Origin of the sequence: Roseovarius sp. A46 (assembly GCF_004126395.1) — a bacterium.
Classification (GTDB): domain Bacteria; phylum Pseudomonadota; class Alphaproteobacteria; order Rhodobacterales; family Rhodobacteraceae; genus Roseovarius; species Roseovarius nitratireducens.
In genome coordinates, this window is the sequence record NZ_PVWS01000001.1 from 80,747 (window position 1) to 99,163 (window position 18,417).

Sequence of the window (18,417 nt, forward strand, 5' to 3'; positions counted from 1 at the left end):
GTCATATCCTCAGAAGGGTTTGCATCATGTCGTCGAGCGTCTGGATCATGCGGGCATTGGCCGAGAAGGCCTGCTCCACGAGCAACAGCCGCTGCAACTCTGCATCGCTATCCACGCCGCCGCGCAGTTCCAGCTCGCGCAGTTCTCCGGCCTGCCCGGCGGCAAAGCTTGCCGTATTCTCGGCCGTCAGCCGTGCCTGCGCGACCCGGCTCGAGAGCTGGGCGGCATGACCGGAGAGATCACGCTGCACCTCGCCCGGTGCCGGTGCCTGGCGCGCCGACAGCACATTGCCGAGCGCTGCGAGATACGGGGCGTCCGCCGGGGTCCCGGGGCTCGCGGCATCCGGTCCGACGCGTAGCCGGAAGAGCGCGCCGCCACGCTCGGGATCGACCGCGGGGTTGACCGTGATCCGCCCGGCGAGCCCCGCCTCGGTCGCGGGGTCGAAGCGGGCTCCGGCATCGGTGAAGACCCCTGGTGATGGTGGCGGAGTGAGGCTCTCGACCCGCTCGACGAGGTCGCGGGCGAGCGTATCGAGCCCGCGTTGCGCGTCGAGCCCGAGCGCGTCGCGGTTGTCGATGAGCGCCGCAAGCCGTCCGCCTGCGAGCGGGCCGCCCGTGCCGGTTGGCACCGGGTACCCGCCGATCTCGAGCCCGGAGAGGAGCCCGTTCTGCACCGTCATGTGCGCCGCCACCAGCGGTGTCGCCTCGAAGCCGATTTGCGCCGGGCGCCCGTCGAGCAGCAGCGCACCGCCGGTAGAAACCAGGGCGATCTCTCCTCGAGACCGCTCAAGTTGCCGGATGGGCACCAGCTCGGAGATCGAGTCGATCGCCTGCTGCCGTCGATCCTCGAGCGATGCCGTGTCGTGGCCCGAGGATCGCTCGACGACGATTTGCGTGTTGATCTCGGCCACCCGCGCAAGGCCGGTATTGAGCCGTTCAACGGTATCGGAGATATCGGCATCGGCCCGGCTGCGCAGGGTCTCGACCTGCCGTGCCGCGCCGTTCAGCGCCGCGCCGAGCGCCGTCGCCTCGTTCTGCACCGCGCCCAGCCGCGTATCGTCCTCGGGCCTGGACGAGGCCGAGACGATGGCCGCCTCGAATGCGGCGAGCCGGTCCACAATGCTGCCGCCCTCGCCCGGCAGACCCAGCGCACGCTCGATGGAGGCGGCAAAGCCGGCGCGCGTTTGTGCATCGGCCAGCGCGCTGTCGGCAAGTCGTCGATCTCCGAGAAGCACCGGATCGACGTGGCGTGTCACGCCAGTCACTTCCACACCGCCGCGTGTGCCTTGCGCCTGCAGGCCAAGCTCGCGCGGGGCATAACCGGGCGTGAGCGCATTCGCGAGATTGCCCGAGATCACGTCGGTCAACCGCGAGCTTGCGTTTAGCCCGCTCAGGGCACTGTTGAAGGCGGCGGATATGGACATCGGTCTGGACCTTTACGCGAGGGTCGGCAATCAGCGGATGATGTTGGTCGTTTCCTGCAGCATCTCGTCGACGGTCTGGATCACCCGCGCATTGGAAGAATAGGAGCGCTGCGTCTGGATCATGTCAGTGAGTTCGCGCGCGACATCGGTGGCCGATCCCTGCCGGGAGAAGGAAATGAGATCGCCGGTGGGTCCATCGCCGGCATCCCAGAGAAAGAAGCTGCCGCTGTCGAGGGAGGGCCGGTAGGTCTGACGATCGAGGGCCACCATCCCATTCGGATTGGGCAGGTCGACGAGCGGAACCTGGAAGATCGCTCGTGTCACACCGGTGTCGAACGTGGCGTGGACAAACCCGTTGCCATCGACCTCGATGGACACCATGTTCCCGACGGGTGAGCCGTCCTTGGAAATGGAGAGCGGAGCGAAGCTGTCGGAGAGCTGTGTGAGTCCTTCGGTCGTGCCCGGGCGACCGATGCTGATCTCGATCGGCCCCCCGTCGACAGTTGCGATCAGGCTGCCCGTGGCCGGATCGTAAGCCCCGCCGCTGATAGTGGTCACGTCGAGCAGGGTGCCGCCCGCGGCTCGCGAATCGGCGAATTCGAGCTCGTACTCGCCAATGACGGCATTGCCGCTCGCCGAATCTCTGAGAGTCATGGTCCAGATATTGGACGTGCCGTTTGCCGGAATCTGCGGTGTGAAGGACGCTTGGATAGTTTCCGACCGGCCAAGATTGTCGAAATACTCGATCGACAGTTGCTGCGGGGCGCCATCGGCCTCCGCGTTGGTTTCGGTCGCTGGAAGATTGACACCGAGGGTGATTGCCGTTGTCGGTTCGCTGGTCAGTTGGTTGGCATTGATCTGGACCGGAACCAGACCTTCGCTGGTGTCCCGCGGGAAAGAGGGAATCGAGCCATCGGGACCGGCGGGCCAACCAAGGAGCGTCAGGCCAGACGCCGTGACGAGCCGTCCCTCGGCATCGGTGCGAAACGATCCGGTCGTCGTAAGGAGCATCTGCGGCGTGCCGTTCGAGACCGCGACTTCGCTGCTTGACGCAACGGGTATGAAGCCGCGCCCGCGCACCGCGAGATCGGTGGGGTTGTCGGTTGTGACGAGCGAGCCGCCCTGGTCGATGAGCCGTTCCGTTGTCGCGCGCACGCCGCCCGCCGCGTAATTCCCGCCGTTGCCACTGACGACAAGCGAGTCAAAACTCGTCTCGACGCGGCGATAGCCGAAGGTCGAGGCATTGGCGATATTGTCGGAGATCGCCGTCAGGCGGGATGCGTTGGCACTGAGCCCCGCGACGCCGGCATTCAGGGAAGAGGAAATTGTCATGGGTACGCCTTTCAACTGGATCGAGCATCGTCTCGACACAGTCATAGGCGCGTTGCCTTAACATGGCGCTAATCGCTAAAATCAAGTGTTCTTAGAGAGATCGCAGGAAAGTCACCTCCAGGCGGTTGTTGCGCGGCGACATGGGATCCGCCGTTGCCGGAGAGCGGTCGGCATGGCCGGTGAGCCGACGCATGCGTGCGCGCGCGATCCCCGAATCCTCAAGCAGAATCCGCGTCCGGTTAGCGCGTGCCGCCGACAGGTCCCAGACCGGGTTGTCGACGAGGGTGACAGGCCGCGCCCGGGTATGTCCGGCGATGGCGATGTCGTTGACAATCGGAGTGGCGACCGTTGCGATGACTCGCGCGATCTCGCGCAAGGTGTCGGTCGGCTCACTTTGATCAGACACGAAAAGCGTCGCGTCGCCCACGTCGAATATCTCGATGATGAGCCCCTCGTCGGTGACCCGGGTCACGATGTGGCGGAGCACGTCATCGGAGGCGAGGCTCTCGCCGCTGCGGCCCCGGAGCCGGTCGTCGATTTCGGAGAATGCGGCGGCGTCCGCTTCGGTTAACCTGACACTCGCCCCGTCGCTTATCACGCCGGTATCGCCGCGGGCCTGGTGGCTTTCGGTACTATGCAGGTTCTCCGCGCCGGTTCCGCTCTGGGCCAGGCTCTGTTCAGAGAAGACGGTATCGCCACCGAACGCGCCGCTGCCGCCGCCGGATACCCGATTTATCGGCACGGTCGGGCTGAAGTAATCGGCGATGCCCTTGCGTTGTTTTTCGGTTGTCGCGCCAAGAAGCCACATCAGCAGGAAGAACGCCATCATCGCGGTGACGAAGTCGGCATATGCCACCTTCCAGGCACCCCCATGATGCCCGCCGCCACTCACGACCTTCTTCCGTTTGATGATGACCGGCGCCGCATTGCTGCGCGCGTCCATAACTCACCACCTGTTTCACACCCGGAACAAGGCGTAGCACATGACCGTTTAACGGGCTGTTAATTCGTCAAGTTTTACCGGTTCAGGCCAGCCCTGGCAGCCACAGCACGATCGCCGGGAACGCGACCAGAAGCGCGATAGTGACAGCGTCGGCGACAAAGAACGGCGTGACGCCGCGAAACACGTCCTGCACGCTCAGGTCGGGCCGCACGCCGGCCACCACGAAACAGTTGAGGCCGATGGGCGGCGTGATGAGACAGAATTCGGCCATCTTCACCACCAGGATCCCGAACCAGATCGCGCACATCGGCCCCGACATGCCGAAGGTGCTGTCCGCGGCAGAAACCATCGCCCCGCCGTTGAGCGCCATCACCGCCGGGTAGACCACCGGCAACGTCAGCAGCAGCATGCCGATTGCATCCATGAACATGCCCAGCACCGCATAGGCGAGCAGGATGCAGATCAGGATCAGCATCGGCGACAGGGCGAGAGAGGTGATCCAGTCGGCGAAGGCCGACGGCAGATCGGCGAAGCCGAGAAAGCGCACATAGATCAGCACCCCCCAGATGATGGTGAAGATCATCACCGAGAGCTTGGCTGTCTCCAGCAGCGCATCCTTCAACTCCGCCCAGCGCATCCCGCGATAAACCGCCATGAGGAACACGACAAAGGCCCCGATCGCACCGCCCTCGGTGGGCGTGCCCCAGGCATCGCCGCCGAACGGGTTGTAGACGAAGAAGATGATCGTCACGACGACGAAGACGATGGGCAGGGCAGGTGGCAGCGAGGCAAAGCGCTCGCGCCAGGAGAAGCCGCTCACCGGGGGGCCGAACCCCTTGATCGTCAGCGCCAGCCCGATGATGAGGAACGCATAGACAAAGGCCGAAAAAACGCCGGGAATGAAGCCCGCGAGCAAGAGCTTGCCCACGTCCTGCTCGACGATGATCGCGTAGATCACCAGGAGCGCTGATGGCGGTATGAGGCTCGCCAGGGTTCCGCCGGCCGCCACGACGCCAGCGGCAAAGCGCTTGTCATAGCCGATCTTGAGCATCTCGGGAATGGCGATCCGGGCAAACACCGCCGCCGTCGCCACGCTCGCGCCGGACACGGCGGCAAACCCCGCGGTGGCGAACACGGTCGAGACCGCGAGGCCCCCCGGCACCCAGGCGATCCAGCGCTTCGCTGCCTCGAAGAGCGCCTTGGTCAGCCCCGCGTAATAGGCAAGGTATCCGATCAGGATGAAGGTCGGGATAAGGCTCAGCGCCTGGCTGGACACCTTGGAATGCGGCACCTGACCCGCGGTCTTGACCGCGACTGTCAGCGCCCAGATGAATTCGTCGCCAGCATAGCCCTTCTTGGACCAGAATATCCAGATTAGCCCCAGCATCCCGGCCAGCGCGGCGGCAAATGCTACGCGCATGCCGAGGATGACGACGACCAGCATCAGGCCGGTCACGGCAAGTCCGATCTCGATGGGCTCCATCAGGCGGGTTCCTTATTCGTCATGGCCGCTGACATGCGCGGCCTCGCGCGCGGCCTGTGTCGCCACGTCCTCGATCAGCGGTACGGCGACCGGGCGCTCCGCTCCGGTGACGAGCGCGCGCGCGAACCCCCAGACCTGAAGTGCCAGCCGCAGCGACAGAACGCCAAAGGCAATCGGCGCGAGAATCTTGGCGGGCCAGATCGGCAGGGCGATGTCGATCGTGCTGTCGCGGCTCCACAATGGCGCGTTCCAGTCGAAACTGCGCTCGAAATGCGCCCAGCTTCCCCAGACCAGCAGCAGCATCAGCAGCAGGACCGCCAGCGTCGTGATCAACTCGATCAGCCATAGCGCACGGCCCTGAAACAGACCGACGAAGATATCCATGCGGATATGGCCGCCGTCGCGCTGCGTGTAGGCCACGCCCATAAAGGCGATGAGCGGCATGATCTGTTCGATCCAGTCCACGTAGCCGGGCAGAGGTTGATTGAAGAAATTGCGCCCCCCCACGGACACCACCGCCAGCACCATGAGCGAGAACACCGCGATCCCGCTCAGCAGAGCGAGTTGCCGCTCGACCCGGTAGAGTCCAAGATCAAGCCTGCTTAGCGTGCTGTCGTCCGACAGCACAGAGGCCACACCCGCCATCGCTCGTCTCCCCCGCTATCCCTGCATGAATCGGCCCGCTGCGGTTCTTGCGCAGCGGGCCAGAGAGGTCAGGCTCAGGAGCCACCCTTCAGCTCGGCCAGCTTGTCGGTGGCGAAGTCATAGAGATCCTGCGCGGGCAGGCCGCGGTTTCCCATGTCCTCGATCCACGCAGCCGCGGCGGGGCCGGCCACGGCCTCTTCGAACGCCTTGAGTGACGCCTCGTCGAAGCTGATGACCTCGATCCCGCGCTCTTCGAGCGCCGGGCCCCAGGCTTCCATCGTGTTGTTCGTGTAGTTGTCGACATAGTGGTCGAGCGCTTCGTCGATCGAGCCCAACAGCGCCTCGCGATGCTCGTCAGACAAACCTTCGAGCGCATCGGTATTGGCCACGACCGGGCAATTAACCGTGCCGGGGTTGAGGTTCGCGGTCCACCAGTCGCCGTTCTCGATGGTGCCGAAGGCCATGTGCGCGTGCGGGGCAAAGGCCACGGCCTTGACCACGCCACTGTCCATCGCCTGCCGCACCTCGGTTGCGGTCATCGAGGTGGGCACCGCGCCTACGGCCTCCATCGCCGCACCGATCCCGCCGGTGGCGCGCACGCTCAGCCCCTCGAAATCATCAAGGCTGCGGGGGGCGTCGCCCATGCCCACGAGGTTATATTGCGGCATCGGCGAAGGCATCAGCAGCGTCGCGTTCCAGCGCGCGAGATCGGCCTCGACTGCCGGGTGATCATAGAGCGCCATCGACAGCTTGCGCTCCTGCTCCAGCGTCTCGACGCCCAGGAAAGGCAGCTCCAGCACGGTGATAGACGGGTTCTTGTCGCGGTGATACCCGGCACAGAACTGCGCCATCTCGAACGCCCCGATGGAGATACCGTCGAGGTTCTCGCGGTTGTTGCTGAGGCCGCCATAGCTGATGTTGAGGGTGAAATCGCCGTTGGTCTTGTCGCTTACAAGCTCGGCCAGCTTCTCGACATGCTCGGTGAATGCACGGCGCTTGCCCCAGAGCGAAACGTTCCACTCGGTTGCCATCGCTTCACCGGCAAAGGCAAGGCTGATTGCGGCCACGGCGGTATAGCTAAGATATTTCTGCATGGTTTTCCTCCCAGATTTCATGCGTCATGATGGCCGCTACCTTGGGACATGCCCGTCCCGATGGCTATGAAGAAAACCGCGCATGCCCCGGCAGCCGCCCTGCGGATATCCGCAAGGTGACTACAGCAGCGCCTCCTTGTCCAGTCCCAGCTTGACGATCTTCTCGTTGAGGGTGCGTCGCCCGATGCCGAGCGTTTCCGCCACCGCGTCCATACGACCCTCGTGTGCGGTGATCGCCTTGGCGATCAACTCGCGCTCGAACGCCGCGACGGCGGCGCGCAGCGTGTCAGGCACATCGTCGCTCACCGAATCGCGCCGCAGTGCCTGCGCAACCGAACCTCCGCCGCGCCGCGCCATGAGCACCCGGCGCTCGCAGACATTGCGCAGTTCGCGCACATTGCCCGGCCAGTCATGGGCCAGCAGCGCGGCACTGTCCTCGGGCGTCAGGTCGGGCACGCGGGTCTCGTAGACGCGGGCAAACTCGTCAAGGAACCGCGCCGCCAGAAGCATCACGTCATCCCGCCGCTGCCGCAGCGTGGGCAGGGTGATCACCGTGGTATTGAGCCGATAGAGCAGATCGGCACGCAGCCGCCCTTCGCGCTCCGCCTCTTCGGCGTCCTCGTTGGTTGCCGAGATCACCCGGAACGACAGCGGCACCGGCGTCTCCGCCCCCAGCGGCAGAACCTGCTTGTCCTCGATAACCCGCAACAGCTTGGCCTGCACCGGCATCGGGCAGGTGCAGATTTCATCCAGGAACAGCGTGCCGCCATCCGCACCCTGCAACCGCCCCTTGGCTCCGCCCCCGGTGCCGAACATCTCGGCCTCGAAGCCCTCGATCGCGAGCGCGGCGCAGTTGAGCGCCACGAACGGCCCTTCGGCCTGCGTGCCCAGGTCATGCAGCGCCCGCGCCACCAGTTCCTTGCCGGTGCCGGTCTCGCCCTGCAACATCACCGCCGCGCCGCTTTGCGACAGGTCCAGAACATCCTCGCGCAGGGCAACGGTCTCGGGCGTCTGCCCGAGCAGCACCCGGTCCAGCCCCGATAGTTGCATCAGCCGCGTCTTGAGCCGCGCATTGGTGCGGCGCATCGCGTGCTGATCGGCGGCATGGCGCAGGATGTTGAGCAAGCGGCGCGGCTCATAGGGCTTTTCGACGAAACTATAGGCGCCGCGCTGCATCGCATCGACGGCCATCGCGATATCGCCATGCGCCGAAATCAGCACCAGCGGCGGTGCGAGATCGCGGTCTAGACTGTCCAGAAGCTCGAGCCCCGACATGCCCGGCATCCGCACATCCGACAGGATCACATCCGGTTGAAACTCCGCCAGCCGCTCGATCAGACGCTCGGCACGCGGCAGTGCCTCCACCTGCCAGCCCGACGCATCGAGCAGGTCGACCAGCGACAGGCGCATTGCGCGGTCATCCTCGACAACGAGGATGCGGGGGATCGCCGGGCCGCTCACGCCGCGCTCGCTCCGGCGTCGTCGCGTTCCTGCGGGATGTCGATGCAGAACACCGCGCCGCCGCCTTCGGCGTCGCGGGCGCTGATCCGCCCCTCATGCGCGCGAACAATATTGGCCGAGATGGCAAGCCCGAGCCCCATGCCGCGCCCGCTTTCGCGGGTCGTGACAAACGGCTCCTGCAAGTCCTCGAGCCGCGCCTGTCCCAGCCCGTGGCCGGTATCGCGCACCTCGACCCGTCCCGCGCCGTCGCACAGCGCGACCCGCACCTCGATCCTTCGCACGTCGCGATCTTCGACCGCGTCGATAGCGTTACGCAGCACGTTGGTCAGCACCTGTTCGATCCGAAGTTGATTGCCGCGCACAGTCACCGGTTTATCAGGGGCGCTTACCGATACCGTGGCCGCGACCCGTGAGATATTGGGTTCCACCAGCGCCAGCGCCGCTTGCACCGCGGCGAACAGGTCGACCGGGCCGAATTCCTCGCGGTCATTGCGGGCAAAGAACTTGAGCTGCCGGGTAATCCCTTCCATCCGGTCAACGATAGCGGCGATCCGCGGCGCGAGCCGCCCCTCGCTCTGCCCGCCGATCTCCGCCGCCGTTAGGTGATTGCGCATTGCCGCAATCGGCTGCCCAAGCTCATGCGTGACAGAGGCGGCCAACTGTCCCAGCGCTGCCAGACGGCTTGCGCGCTCAAGCTCGTCTTGCGTCCGTGCCAGTCGCCGTTCGGCTGCCCGGCGTTCCTCAATCTCGACTGCCAGCCGTTCGTTGGCCTCGCGAAGCTGTGCCTCCTCCGCCTCGGACCGGCGCAGTGCCGCCCCGATCCGCCGCGTGCGCCGCACCTGCGAGGCAAGCAGCCCACCTCCGGCCAGTGTCGTCACGATTCCGGCCAGAAGCCAGCTTCGCGTGACAGCGGCGCTGTCATCGGCAAAGTAGTGCAGAACCCATCCATGCGGGGTCAACATGCCGGAGAGGTGCAGCCGCTCCGCCCCTCCGATCACGGCGCGCCCATTGTCTGCGGGCCGCCAGTCGAGCGGTGCGAGCGCCTGCCCCGGAAATTGCCGGTCCCGCGCAATCCGTGCGCGCTGTTCCTTATCCAGCGTGCCGAGCGCGCGATACCGCCAGCCGGGATCGGAGGACAACAGAACCACGCCGTCGCGGTTGGCGAGCAATACCTGCTCTCCCGCCGCGCGCCACGTCTCCTCCAGATCGGTGAGGTCGAGCTTGATCGCGATCACGCCCAGAGTCTCTCCGCCGGGTCCGCGTACCGGATCTGCAATGAAATAACCCGGCAGGCCGGTCGTCGCCCCGATCCCGTAGAACCGTCCCTGTCCACCGGCGAGCGCGGTCTGGAAATAGGGCCGGAATCCGTAATCCTGCCCCACAAAGCTTTCCGGTGTCCCGGCATTAGAGGCGGCGATGGTCACGCCGTCGGGGCGCATGAGATAGATCGCGTCGAGCCCCGATTCCGCGGCAAAGGCCGCAAGCCTGCGGTCAAGCACATCCGTTGCGCGCCCGGCGGCGGTGTCCATCACGTGCCGGTCCCGCGCCAACACATAGGTCAGGTGCGAAAACCGCTCGATCTCCGATATCACCATGCTGCGATAGAGCGACAGGCGGCCCTCCGCCTTGGCCTGTTCTTCCGAGCGGAAGAAGCCCAGCGAGATCAGAAATACGCCAAGAATGACGCCCAGTGCCGTCAGAACGACCAGAGCCCGGAGTGTCAGGCGCATCGCGAAGCCGTCACCGCCGCTCCCCGGCCGGTTCCGCTTCATCCGTCCCGGGGGCGTCCTCGACGATCTCGGCATCGGGCACCGTCTCGTCCTCTTCGGCGGTGTCCTCGGTGGCGGTGTCCTCTTCCGCCGGCTCTTCGACCGGACCGATCAGCAGCGGCAGCATCTCAAGCCCGGTGGGCGTGCTCACCGCCGTATCGGGCGGCGCACGCCAGCTCAGCGTATCGAATGAATGACAGTTCTCGCAGACGGGCTGCCACTCAGCATGGATGTGCTGGCAGTTGTCGCAGCACCATTGCGGGCCGCGCGGCGCGCCCAGCGCCCGCGCCAGCCAGCCCTTGACCACGGCATCCGACGCACCCTCGCCGCGCTCGATCGCCGCCATGATCGTCAGCACGCGGGCGTCCGGCTCCACCTCCGCGAGGTCGCCGAGCGCGCGCCGCGCCGCCGGGAAATCCTCTGCCGCGAGGCACAGTTCCGCCTCCAGAAGCCGCGTCTCGCGGTCGTCAGGATGCACCTTGAGCAGCTTGGCGAAGCGCTTGAGCCGCGCCTGCGGCGTCTCGTCCGGCTCGATCGACGCGAAGGCGGCGGCGAGGTCGGGATGCGGCCGCATCAGCCAGGCCTTGTTGATGACGCGCACGGCGGCGCGCTTCTTGCCCGCCTCGACATAGCCGCGCGCGGCCAGTACGGCAGCCGGGACGAGGTCGGGTGACATCCGGTTGGCCTCTATCGCCGCCTCGCGCGCCTCGATTGTCTTGCCTTCGTCCAGCACGTCGCGTGCCTCCGACAGCGCCAGAACGGCATCGCGCCGCTTGTGCACGTCGCGCGGCAGTGCGCCGTATTTGAGCTTGGCACCCAGCGTGGCGCGCGCGCCCTTCCAGTCGCTCTTGTCGGCCTGAAGCTGCAACAGCGTGTCCTGTATTTCGACCTGCCGGGGCTTGAGCGCGAACGCGGTCTTGGCCAGCTTGAGCGCGGCGTCGGTCTCACCTGCCTCCAGCTTTTGCCGCAGGATGCCGCGCACCCCAACGAAGCGGGTTTTCTCGTTGGTGAGCAGGCGTTTGAACGCCGCTTCGGCCTTTGCCTTGTCGCCCGCCATCTCCGCGCCCTGAGCGGTGATGAGATCGGTGAGCGCGGGTTTGTGCAGAAATTTCTCTGCCTTGGCTGCCTGCAGGACGGCCTTGTCACCCTCGCCCGAGGCAAGCGCCAGCACGCCCTCGCCCAATGCGCGATAGCCCTTTTCCTGACGGTTGCGATCGAAATAGCGCGACAGGGCTGTCTCGTCGCCGTTGATGAAGCGCAGCACCGCCACCAGCATCCCTGCCAGCTTCATCAGCAGCCAGATCGCAAGCACCAGGATGCCCAGCGCGATCACCGCCTTGATGGGCGTGAGGTTGACCTCGATCCCCGCCATGACGATGCGCACGCCGCCTTCGAGTTCGAGCAGGTAGGACGCCCCGAAGGTGATGGCCCCGACAAGGGCGATGAACACTGCAACCTTCACGATGGACCAAAGCATCAGACCCGCCCTTTCAAACTCAATTCAGTTCCGCCGACAGCGCCTCGGCGGCGGCCAGTGCGTCGCGTCGCGTGGTGGCATTGGCAGCCCAGCCGGACATGGCGGCGCGCGCGTCCTTCGGCAAGGTCTCGATCTCGGCCAGCGCATCGCCGGTCCGCCCCTCTGCCAGCGCGGCTTCGGCGCGCGACAGGATGGCGTCCGGCCCATCGCCCTCGCGCGGCTTGAGCGACCGGATACCGAGCTGCGCGCGCAGGAAATCGCCGACCGACGCGCCGTCGCCGGTATCCGAGGCGCGCGCCGCCGCCAGCGCCGCGCGCGCAGCCTCGGGGAAGCTCTCGACAAGCTGCGCCCGGGTCGGCACGCCGGTTTCGGCCACCTCCGCGAGTGCATCGGGCACCGTGGCCCCCGTGTCGCGCAGATCGGTGAGCGCGGTGTCGAAGGCGTCGCCGGTGTCAAGCGCAGTCATCACCCGAGTGAGCGCCGCACGCTGCAGTGTCGCGCGGGCACTGTCGCGGGCCGCCTGCTCCTCGGCCTCTAGCGTCGCCCGCAAGTCCTCGATCTCGGCGCTTTGCGCGGCGAGGCTGTCGCGCAGTTCGTCGAGCGCCGCGTCGGTGGCGGTGGTATCCAGAGCCTCGGGCACCTGCGGAATCTCGAGGTTCGAGAGCTGAACCTCCAGGTTCGCGACCCGTTCGGCCAAGGATGTCACGGTCTCGCTCAGCCCGGACAGTTCGTCGGAGGGATCTGCCGGCTCCGGCAACCCGTCGATCCGTGCCCCGAGATCGGAAATCCGCTGCGCCTGCTCGTCGAGCCGCGTCTCGATCCCCTCATCGGCGGGCGTGGGTGCGGGTGCGGCCTCCTGCCCGACCGGCAGGTGAGGGTAGATATAAGGGGCCGCCGCCACGCCGATCCCCGCTGCCGCGACCCCGCCGATCAACATCGACCAAAACCCGCCCTGCCGCACCGTGACCTGCTCGGTACGCACCACGGGTGTGGGCTCTTCATTATGCTCAGGGGACGGTGGGCCGGTCTCTTCTGCCGGGTGTTCTCCGTCCTCGCCTTGCGGGGTTTCACCCGTTTCGTCCGATGGGGACGTGGAGGCCTCGCCCTCCGGCGTCGCGGCGTCGTCTGCGGGCTCTGCGTCAGGTGTGGCTCCGCCCTCGGCCGCCTCGCTTTCCGTTTCCTGTGCCTCTTCAGCTTCGGGGGAGTCCTGCTCAGGCGCGTCAGGGGCCGAGGTATCCTTGACCGTGTCCTCGCCCGCCTTGGAGAGGGCGGCATCCGATGCAGTGTCAGGCGCTTGCGTTTCGGTGGTCTCGGGCGTGTCTTGCGCCGCGGCGGAGGGGGCGGTCACATCCTCGGCTGCGCCTTCGGGCGCGTCGGGTTTGTCCGTCTCGGACTTCTTCTTTCTTGCCACGGCACGCCACCTTCTCGAATCTTGTCACGCTCGACTGTCAACCTGACCTTACTGTGCCCCCTTGTGGCTCTCAACCCGCTTGGCGTGTTTCGCCAGATCGTTCAGCACGATGCCCAGTGCACGGGCATCCGGCGTGCGGGCCACTGCCACGCGATGTGCAACGCCGTCGGGGATGCGTGCGGCCACGTTGCGGCTGATCGCCGCGACGAAGAGCGGTGCGCGCGGGGTGCCCGCCACGTCAAAGAAGAGCACGGCGCTGCGCGGGGACATCAGGGGAAGGATCACGGGAGCGTCGCCTTCCAGCATGGTGCGGGCGGCGTCGCTCAGCGGTAGCGCCTGTTGGTCGTAGACCACCGCCTCACGCGCGGCGCGTCCCGCCTCTCGCAGTGCGCCGACGATATCGGCAGCTACATGCGCGCCGCGTGCGTGCAGGAACGGCCCCGCCACCCCTTCGTCGGCGAGAAGGTCGAGCAGGGCCTCGGCATCCTCGGCCACCGCGATCACGGAAAAGCCTCGCTGCCTCGCCTCCTCTGCCGTGGCCTCGCCCACGACGCAGGCGGGCAGGTCGCGCCGGGGCGACAGGCGGCAGAATCCCTCGACCCCGTGCCGCGAGGTAAAGATGAGCACCTCGCCGGGGGCAAGCGTGGGAAGAGTGCCGTCATAAGTGATGTGCATGAGTGGCGAGACGAGCACCTCTGCCCCCGGAAACTCTGCCCGCAATTCCCTGGCGAAGCGGGTCGCGGCGGGTTCGGGCCGGGTGATGAGCAGGCGCAGGGGCATGATCGCTCCGCAGTTGTTAGCCTCCTGATAAGGTGTTACCTGCCGCAGACGCGCGGGGCAATGCAGCAGGGCCGGGATGAGCACGCCGCTGACCATACTCGGGATCGAGAGCAGTTGCGACGATACCGCCGCCGCGTTGGTGCGGCTCGACGGCGACTCTGCGCAAGTGTTGTCCTCCGTGGTGCACGGGCAGACGGCGCTGCACGCGGATTTCGGCGGCGTGGTGCCAGAGATCGCGGCCCGCGCCCATGCCGAAAAGCTCGATCTTGCGGTGCGCGAGGCTATGGCGCGCGCTGGCCTTACGCTTGCCACTGTGGACGTGGTGGCGGTTACCGCCGGGCCGGGCCTGATCGGCGGGGTGCTCGCCGGGGTGATGTGCGCCAAGGGGATCGCCGCAGGCGCTGGCCTGCCGCTCGTTGGGGTCAACCACCTCGCCGGCCATGCGCTGACACCCCGGCTTACCGACAAAGCGGGTTTTCCCTATCTCATGCTGCTGGTCTCGGGCGGGCATTGCCAGTTCCTCATCGTGCGCGGGCCGGATGATTTCAGCCGCCTTGGCGGCACCATCGACGACGCGCCGGGCGAGGCGTTCGACAAGGTGGCGCGGCTTCTGGGCCTGCCGCAGCCCGGCGGCCCCGAGGTGGAGCGCGCCTCCGCGGTAGGCGACGCGGGCCGGTTCCGGTTCCCGCGCCCGCTTCTGGACCGGGCGGGGTGCGATCTGTCCTTTTCCGGGCTCAAGACGGCGGTGCTGCGCGCGCGCGATGCGGTCGTGGCGGAAAAGGGCGGGCTGACGCGGCAGGACAGGGCCGATCTTTGCGCCGGGTTCCAGGCGGCGGTCTGCGACGTGCTGGCGGAAAAGACCCGGCGCGCGCTGGCGCTCTACATGGAGGAGGCGCCGCCCGCGCCGCTCATCGCGGTGGCGGGCGGCGTTGCGGCCAACGGCCCCGTTCGTGCGGCCCTGAAAGACGTGGCGGCGCAGGCGGGCGCGCGCTTCCTCGCGCCGCCGCTTGAGTTATGCACCGACAACGCGGCGATGATCGCCTATGCCGGCGGCGCGCTCTACCGGTTGGGCCATCGCGATGACATGCGCCTCGCCGCGCGCCCGCGATGGCCGCTCGACGCGGCAAGTCCGGCGATGCTGGGCAGCGGCAAGAAGGGGGCTAAGGCATGATCCTGGTTTGCGGCGCGGGGGCGTTCGGCACGGCCCTGGCGGTGACACTGGCGCAAAACGGCCCCGTCACGCTCTGGGCGCGCGACGCGGCCCATGCCGCCGAGATGCGCGCAACGGGCCGCAACGATCGCCGCCTGCCCGATATCGCCCTGCCCGAGGCCATCACCGTGGTCTCGGGCGAGGTGCCCGGCGGCGATACCCCCTGCCTGCTGGCGATGCCGATGCAGACGCTGGGGGGTTTTCTCCGCGATCATCAGGACGCGCTCGGGTCGCGACCCCTCGTCGCCTGCTGCAAGGGGATGGACCTCGCCACCGGCCTCGGCCCCACCGGCCTCATCGCGCAGACCTGCGCGCAGGCCACCCCGGCGATCCTCACCGGCCCCAGTTTCGCGCGCGACATCGCCCTTGGTCTGCCCACGGCGCTAACGCTGGCCTGTGCCGATGCGGCGGCCGGAGAGGCGCTGCAAGCCACGCTCACCACGCCCACCCTGCGCCTCTACCGCACCACCGACACCATCGGCGCGGAACTGGGCGGTGCGCTCAAGAACGTGATCGCCATCGGTTGCGGCGCGGTGATGGGCGCGGGCCTGGGCGAGAGTGCGCGCGCCGCGCTGATGACGCGCGGTTTCTCCGAGATGAACCGGCTGGCCCATGCCTTGGGCGCGGGCCCTGAGACGCTGGCAGGGCTGTCGGGGTTCGGCGACCTGGCGCTAACCTGTACGAGCGCTCAGTCGCGCAACTATCGCTACGGCGAGAGCCTGGGGCGGGGCGATGCCTTTGACCCGGCGATCACCGTGGAGGGGGCGGCGACGGCGCGGGCGGTGCTGGGCCGCGCGCGCGCGCTGGGCCTCGACATGCCGGTGACGGCGGCGGTGGCCGCGCTGGTCGCAGGTGAATTGCGCGTGGCGCAGGCGGTGGATATGCTGCTGTCCAGGCCACTGAAGGAAGAATGATGCTGATAGCCCTTATCGCCCGCGACAAGCCCGGCGCCCTGCAAACCCGTCTAGACAACCGTGACGCCCATGTCGCCTATCTCAAGGAGACCGGCGTGGTGTCTCAGGCCGGGCCGCTGCTGAATGACGAGGGCGAAATGGTGGGCTCGCTGGTCATCCTCGATGTCGAGGACATGAAGGCGGCGCAGGACTGGGCCAACAACGACCCCTATGCCAAGGCCGAGCTGTTTTCCGGCGTCGAGCTGATCCCGTGGAAGAAGGTGATCTGATGCGCTACTGGCTGTTCAAGTCCGAGCCGTCCACCTGGTCATGGCAGGATCAGCTTGCCAAGGGCGACGCGGGCGAGGAATGGGACGGCGTGCGCAATTACCAGGCGCGCAATTTCATGCGCGAGATGGCGGTGGGCGATCGCGGGTTTTTCTACCATTCACAAAAGGAAAAGGCGGTCGTCGGCACCGTAGAGGTGGTCGCCGGGGCGCATCCCGACAGCACCACCGACGATCCGCGGTGGGAGTGTGTGGACATCAAGGCGCTGGAGAGTGCGCGAGAGCCGGTGACGCTCGATATGATCAAGGCCGATCCGCGCCTGTCCGAGATGGTTCTGGTGCGCAACTCGCGCCTCTCGGTGCAGCCGGTGACGGCCGAGGAATGGCGGATCGTCTGCGGCATGGCCGGGCTTTCAGGCTGAATGGGAACAATCCGGGGCCGCTTGGCCAACGCGCTCTTGACCTCAGAGCGATGCTTCCTGCTAATCGCCTAAAGGCGTGTGACGCAAGTAAGGGAGGCGTGCGATGGGCTGGATGAAGGACGAGACCGGGCTGGGGCGGACGGCGGCGAATTTCGTGCCGCTCACACCGTTGTCGCACCTGAAGCGGGCCGCCCATGTCTTTCCCGACCGCGAGGCGGTGGTCTATCACGGTCACCGCAAGACCTATGCCGAGTATCACGCGCGCGTCTCGCAGCTTGCCTCGGCGCTGGTGAATATCGGGGTCGAGCCGGGCGATGTGGTCGCCAGCATCCTGCCCAACATCCCCGCCCATTGCGAGGCGCATTTCGGCGTGCCAGCGGCGGGGGCGGTGCTCAACGCGATCAACACGCGGCTCGAAGCCGACACCATCGCCTATATCCTCGATCACGGCGAGGCGCGGGTGGTGCTGTGCGACACGCAGTTCCTGCCGACCCTCAGTGCGGCGATCGAGATCATGGAACGGCCCGCCCCCGCGATCATCGAGGTGCCCGATGACGGCGCGGGGGTGCACGCGCATTCCGATTACATGAGCTACGAGGAATTTCTCGCCACCGGCGACCCGGAGTTTTCCTGGATCATGCCCGAGGACGAGTGGGAGAGCCTCGCGCTCAACTATACCTCGGGGACCACCGGGCGGCCAAAGGGCGTGGTCTGTCACCATCGTGGCGCCTATCTGATGACGATGGGCACGGTGGTGAGCTGGCAATTGCCGCGCTATCCCAAGTACCTGACCATCGTGCCGCTGTTTCACTGCAACAACTGGAACCATGTCTGGCTGATGCCGATGCTGGGCGGCACCGTGGTGTGCTGCCGCGACATCAACGCCCGAGCCATCTATGACGCCATCGCCGACGAGGGGGTGACGCATTTCGGCGGCGCGCCCATCGTGCTCAACATGATCGTCAACGCCCGCGACGACGAGCGGCGTGACTTCGACCACGTGGTGGACGTGTTCACCGCCGGTGCCCCGCCGCCCGCCGCGACACTGGCGGCGATAGAGCCGCTGGGCTTTACCGTGACGCAGGTCTATGGCCTGACCGAGACTTATGGCCATGTCACCGAGTGCCTGTGGCAGCACGGCTGGGACGGTCTGTCCGACGAGGAGCGCTATGCCATCAAGGCGCGCACCGGCATCCTCATGCCGATGATGGAGGACATCACGGCGATGGACCCCGAGACGATGGAGCAGATCCCGATGGACGGCGAGAGCCTCGGCGAGATCATGATTCGCGGCAACAGCGTGATGAAAGGGTACCTGAAGAACCCCGAGGCCACCGAGAAGGCGTTTGCGGGCGGGTATTTTCATTCCGGCGACATCGCGTTCCAGCATCCCGACGGCTATCTCAAGATCGCCGACCGCGCCAAGGACATCATCATCTCGGGCGGCGAGAATATCAGCTCCGTCGAGGTGGAGGGCGTGCTGATGCGGCACCCGGCAGTGCTGCTGTGTGCCGTGGTGGCGAAACCCGACGACAAGTGGGGCGAGGTGCCCTGCGCCTTTGTCGAGCTGAAGGACGGGGCCGAAGTTGGCGAGGCTGACCTCATCGCGTTCTCCCGCGAGCGGCTGGCCGGGTTCAAGACGCCCAAGGCGGTGATCTTTCAGGAACTGCCCAAGACCTCGACCGGCAAGATACAGAAATTCGAGTTGCGCCAGATCGCCAAGGGGATGTGAGGGGTTCCCGCCGGTGCTCGGCACCTTGGTGCCGGGCGCTGGCGACCCATAATCG

16 protein-coding genes are annotated in these 18,417 nt (G+C 66.7%); 5 read left to right on the plus strand and 11 right to left on the minus strand.

The window, feature by feature from the left end; all coding sequences use genetic code 11:
- Position 1: 1 nt before the first annotated feature.
- From flgK to C6W92_RS00460, 11 genes are all read right to left on the minus strand, one after another.
- Positions 2–1,423 carry a flagellar hook-associated protein FlgK gene (gene flgK, locus C6W92_RS00410; protein WP_129431111.1) on the minus strand — a complete coding sequence of 474 codons (1,422 nt, stop codon included), beginning with the start codon at positions 1,421–1,423 and terminating at the stop codon, positions 2–4.
- Between the two features lie 30 nt (positions 1,424–1,453).
- Positions 1,454–2,755 carry a flagellar hook-basal body complex protein gene (locus C6W92_RS00415; RefSeq protein ID WP_129431112.1) on the minus strand — a complete coding sequence of 434 codons (1,302 nt, stop codon included), beginning with the start codon at positions 2,753–2,755 and terminating at the stop codon, positions 1,454–1,456.
- A 91-nt stretch (positions 2,756–2,846) separates the two neighbouring features.
- Entirely contained in the window at positions 2,847–3,698 is an 852-nt protein-coding gene (locus tag C6W92_RS00420; protein WP_129431113.1) for a flagellar motor protein MotB, read from the minus strand.
- A gap of 82 nt (positions 3,699–3,780) precedes the next feature.
- A complete protein-coding gene (locus tag C6W92_RS00425; protein ID WP_129431114.1) occupies positions 3,781–5,181 on the minus strand; it encodes a TRAP transporter large permease in 1,401 nt (466 codons plus the stop codon).
- Between the two features lie 12 nt (positions 5,182–5,193).
- Positions 5,194–5,826, minus strand: a complete 633-nt coding sequence (locus tag C6W92_RS00430) for a TRAP transporter small permease (protein WP_129431115.1) — start codon at positions 5,824–5,826, stop codon at positions 5,194–5,196.
- Between the two features lie 74 nt (positions 5,827–5,900).
- Positions 5,901–6,920 (minus strand): C4-dicarboxylate TRAP transporter substrate-binding protein, encoded by a 1,020-nt coding sequence (locus C6W92_RS00435; protein WP_129431116.1) that lies wholly within the window; start codon positions 6,918–6,920, stop codon positions 5,901–5,903.
- A gap of 120 nt (positions 6,921–7,040) precedes the next feature.
- Entirely contained in the window at positions 7,041–8,381 is a 1,341-nt protein-coding gene (locus tag C6W92_RS00440) for a sigma-54 dependent transcriptional regulator (protein ID WP_277815872.1), read from the minus strand.
- Positions 8,378–10,111, minus strand: a complete 1,734-nt coding sequence (locus tag C6W92_RS00445; protein WP_129431117.1) for an ATP-binding protein — start codon at positions 10,109–10,111, stop codon at positions 8,378–8,380. Before C6W92_RS00445 ends, C6W92_RS00440 begins: the two co-directional genes overlap by 4 nt.
- Before the next feature lie 10 nt (positions 10,112–10,121).
- The gene (locus C6W92_RS00450; RefSeq protein WP_129431118.1) at positions 10,122–11,627 is read right to left on the minus strand and encodes a heme biosynthesis HemY N-terminal domain-containing protein; all 1,506 of its coding nucleotides are present in this window, start codon (positions 11,625–11,627) and stop codon (positions 10,122–10,124) included.
- Positions 11,628–11,646: 19 nt separating this feature from the next.
- Positions 11,647–13,038 carry a hypothetical protein gene (locus C6W92_RS00455; protein ID WP_129431119.1) on the minus strand — a complete coding sequence of 464 codons (1,392 nt, stop codon included), beginning with the start codon at positions 13,036–13,038 and terminating at the stop codon, positions 11,647–11,649.
- Between the two features lie 48 nt (positions 13,039–13,086).
- Positions 13,087–13,818, minus strand: coding sequence for a uroporphyrinogen-III synthase (locus C6W92_RS00460; protein ID WP_129431120.1), 732 nt, complete (start codon positions 13,816–13,818; stop codon positions 13,087–13,089).
- A gap of 76 nt (positions 13,819–13,894) precedes the next feature.
- On the opposite strand from C6W92_RS00460, the gene tsaD reads away from it, so the two are divergent.
- The 5 genes from tsaD (at position 13,895) to C6W92_RS00485 (ending at position 18,362) form a co-directional block, all read left to right on the plus strand.
- The gene (tsaD, locus tag C6W92_RS00465) at positions 13,895–14,989 is read left to right on the plus strand and encodes a tRNA (adenosine(37)-N6)-threonylcarbamoyltransferase complex transferase subunit TsaD (protein ID WP_129431121.1); all 1,095 of its coding nucleotides are present in this window, start codon (positions 13,895–13,897) and stop codon (positions 14,987–14,989) included.
- Positions 14,986–15,942, plus strand: coding sequence for an NAD(P)H-dependent glycerol-3-phosphate dehydrogenase (locus tag C6W92_RS00470; RefSeq protein WP_129431122.1), 957 nt, complete (start codon positions 14,986–14,988; stop codon positions 15,940–15,942). Before tsaD ends, C6W92_RS00470 begins: the two co-directional genes overlap by 4 nt.
- A complete protein-coding gene (locus C6W92_RS00475; RefSeq protein WP_129431123.1) occupies positions 15,942–16,211 on the plus strand; it encodes a YciI family protein in 270 nt (89 codons plus the stop codon). Before C6W92_RS00470 ends, C6W92_RS00475 begins: the two co-directional genes overlap by 1 nt.
- Complete coding sequence (locus C6W92_RS00480; RefSeq protein WP_129431124.1) at positions 16,211–16,630, plus strand: EVE domain-containing protein; 420 nt, start codon at positions 16,211–16,213, stop codon at positions 16,628–16,630. The genes C6W92_RS00475 and C6W92_RS00480 overlap by 1 nt, the downstream gene beginning before the upstream one ends.
- Positions 16,631–16,733: 103 nt before the next feature.
- Entirely contained in the window at positions 16,734–18,362 is a 1,629-nt protein-coding gene (locus C6W92_RS00485; RefSeq protein ID WP_129431125.1) for an AMP-binding protein, read from the plus strand.
- Positions 18,363–18,417: the final 55 nt, after the last annotated feature.